The organism is Gardnerella sp. 30-4 (genome assembly GCF_001641215.1).
GTDB lineage: Bacteria > Actinomycetota > Actinomycetes > Actinomycetales > Bifidobacteriaceae > Bifidobacterium > Bifidobacterium leopoldii.
The window spans coordinates 1-3,598 of record NZ_LXJL01000120.1 but is presented as its reverse complement, the minus strand read 5'-3'; the positions used below and the strand labels follow the sequence as shown (position 1 = coordinate 3,598).

Below are 3,598 nucleotides of genomic sequence, written 5' to 3'. Positions count from 1 at the left end.
ATGTGTATAAGAGACAGATCCCACACCTCTTCAAGTAACTCTTCACGCTTAAATACGGTATGAGGATGACGAGCTAGAGTAGCGAGCAAATCAAACTCAGTTGGTGTAAAATGTACCTCTTTGTCGTTTAAAGTTACAAGTCTTTGACGAGGTCTAATAATAAGTGACCCAAAATTAATTGTTCGTTCATGTTCCATTGTCTTTGCTATTTGCGATGCGCGTTCTACGCGTCTCAGCAATGCTGCGCAACGAGCAATTAACTCACGTGGCGAAAATGGTTTAGTCATGTAATCATCTGCGCCTGCGCTTAAGCCAACAATTTTATCGGCTTCTGCATCGCGTGCTGTTAACATGAGGATAGGAACAGGCATTTTGGAGATAATTCGTCGAGTTGCTTCAATCCCATCCATAATAGGAAGCATAACATCCATAATTATGAGATCGGGTTTTAGTTGTTCAGCAGCTCTAACAGCAGACGCTCCATCTGCAGCGACTCTTGCTCTCCAGCCTTGTGCAGTAATGCGTTGTGCAATTGCTGTAGCAAGATCTGGCTCATCCTCAACAACGAGAATCGTACGAGCATTTACGCTAGCTGATGGAGCGTTTAGCATATTTTAAAAAGACCTTTCAGTGTTGTACTGGTTTCAAGAATACCGCACCTAACGCTGGAACAGTGATTCTTGCAGAGTATGGTCGAGAATGATACTCTTCAGCAGCAGCAGTGAATGTGCCGTTGTGAATATTAGATCCGCAATACTTTGCATCATCAGTTGTGAGTATCTCTTCCCACTGTCCACCTTTTGGTAGCGCAACCTGATAGTCTTGCCATGCTTGACCTGAGAAGTTTACTACTACAACGATTTCTTCTCCGTTGTCGCCAATACGCATGTAGCTTAAAGTATTGTGATCGGAATCGTCGCTCGTAAGCCACTGGAAACCATCAGGAGTAAAGTCTTGACTCCAGAATGCACGAGAGCTCTTATACAGAGTATTCAAATCTGCAACAAGCTTTTGCACACCTTGATGGAACGGCCATTGTAGCTCATTCCAGTTAAGTGAAGTATTGAAGTTCCATTCGCTGGATTGTCCAATTTCCCCACCCATGAACAGAAGATTCTTTCCTGGATGAGACCACTGGTATGCAAGCAATGCGCGTAATCCTGCGAATTGTTGCCATTCGTCGCCTGGCATCTTTCCAAGTAACGAACCCTTACCGTACACAACTTCATCGTGGCTTAATGGCAACACATAATGCTCAGAGTATGCATAAACCATTGAGAATGTAATTTCGTTATGATGCCAACGACGGTTAATTGGTTCTTCTTTAAGGTATTGCAAAGTGTCGTGCATCCAGCCCATATTCCACTTCAAACCGAATCCTAAGCCGCCCATATCGGTTGGTGCAGTTACGCCTTGGTAAGCAGTGGATTCCTCAGCAATCATCATGATGCCAGGATTATTCTTGTATGCAGTTGCGTTTGCTTCCTTAATGAAGTCAATTGCTTCAAGATTTTCGCGTCCGCCGTAGATGTTTGGTCTCCACTGTCCTGCTTCACGGCTGTAATCCAAGTAAAGCATTGAAGAAACTGCGTCAACGCGCAACGCGTCAACATGGTATTCGTCAAGCCAGAAGCAAGCATTAGCAACCAAGAAGTTACGAACTTCATGACGACCAAAGTTGAAGATGTAAGTACCCCAATCAGGATGCTCGCCTCGCATAGGATCAGGATCCTCATACAATGCTGTGCCATCAAAACGACCGAGTGCAAAGTCATCCTTAGGGAAGTGAGCTGGAACCCAATCCATAACGACGCCAATACCTGCTTTATGGAGTTTATCTATCAAGTACTTAAAGTCATCAGGGGAGCCAAGGCGAGAATCGACTGCATAATAACCTGTTACCTGATATCCCCAAGACCCAGAGAATGGATATTGCGTCAGCGGCATGAACTCGACGTGAGTAAAGCCTTCTCTTTGCACATAATCAACTAAATGATCAGCAAGTTCGCGATAATTACTCAGATCGCGATTCCAGCTGTTAGCTTGCACTTCGTAAATGCTTATTGGACCGTTGTGAGCGTCTGTTTTCGCGCGCTTATTCATCCAATCGGTATCGTGCCACTTAAACTCAGAATCAACAACAACAGATCCTGTGTTTGGTGGAACTTCATGAGAGCGCTCCATTGGATCGGCTTTCATAATCCAATTACCAGATTGCGTAAGAATTTCGTACTTATATACTTCGCCCGCTGTAACTCCTGGAATAAAAAGTTCCCAAATACCAGAAGAGCCGAGCGAGCGCATAGCGTGGCGACGACCATTCCAGTAATTAAAGTTACCAACTACGCGTACTGCACGAGCATTTGGTGCCCACACTGAGAAAGCAGTACCAGTAACTTTCTTTACCATCTTTCCAGTTTCAGGAGATATAAGCCCCCATGAATCTGTTATTGTTTTGACATGTGCGCCTAATGCTTCCCAAAGACGTTCGTGACGACCTTCTCCAAATAAGTACATGTCAAGTTCGCCAATTTGAGGCAAATAACGATAAGGATCGTCATCTGTGGATTCAGAACCGTCTATTTCCACAGTGTAAACGCGATAACTAGGAACAGACCAAGACTTTGTTTTTGTGTGCTTTACTGCAGGAATAACAGCTGTAAAGATGCCGTTATATTCGTGTTTAGCTTCGTATTCACCGTTCTTAGTAAGAATAACAACTTTCTTTGCCATAGGGCGCAATACGCGGACGGTTACAGTGTCGGCACCTTTGCCAGTTCCAAGGTGACCTCCGAGAACCTCATGTGGATTGTAATATTCTGCATTGCTCACCGCAGCTAATACGTCCTGTCGGACTGGGACTGCGACTGCATCTTCATTGATGTTAGTAACTGTACTCATGCTGACTATCATACATGCTTTATTGCTGTAAGTCGCGTGTGTTTCGCGCTATTGTGAAAAAAATATGAAAATTTTTTCAAGTCGTGACCTTATGGGAAACTGTTATGAGTTTTTCTGTGCATACGGAGGGTTCTGTGGAATATCAAGTCGGCGATATGGTCGTCTATCCTCGTCATGGTGCGGCTCGTGTTGAAGAAATTAGTGAGCGCACCGTAAAAGGTGTAACTCGTCAATATTTACGATTGGTAGTGTTATCATCTGATGGTTTAGAAATTAACGTACCTGTCGATAATGTTAAAAAAGTTGGCGTGCGAGACATTGTTGGAGCGCAAGAAGTTGCAAAAGTTTTTGAGATTTTGCGTACTCCAATAGTTGAAAAAGAAATGAATTGGTCTAGACGCTACAAGCTTAATGTAGAGAAGATTGCTACTGGCGATGTTAACAATATTGCTGAAGTAGTTCGTGATTTATCTCAGCGAGATGTTGATGAGCATGGTTTGTCTGCAGGAGAAAAGCGAATGCTTGCTCGCGCTCGCAGTATTTTAATTTCCGAAATTGCTTTGTCTGAAAAGATTGATGAGATTGAGGCGGAGCGACTTTTAGATGTGAATCTTGGATACAAGGAGCCTCAAAAAGGCGATGAAAATCACCATACTGTAGCTCCAGAAGAGCCTGCATCTGTCTCTTATACACATCT

The 3,598-nt window shown here is 43.7% G+C and carries 2 protein-coding genes; both read right to left on the bottom strand.

What is annotated here, in order from left to right; translation table 11 throughout:
- Window positions 1-611: response regulator transcription factor (locus tag A5294_RS05985; protein ID WP_064340692.1), on the bottom strand; the 611-nt coding region annotated here is incomplete at its 3' end.
- A gap of 16 nt (window positions 612-627) precedes the next feature.
- Window positions 628-2,901 (bottom strand): 1,4-alpha-glucan branching protein GlgB, encoded by a 2,274-nt coding sequence (gene glgB, locus A5294_RS05980; protein ID WP_064340691.1) that lies wholly within the window; start codon window positions 2,899-2,901, stop codon window positions 628-630.
- Window positions 2,902-3,598 lie beyond the last annotated feature (697 nt).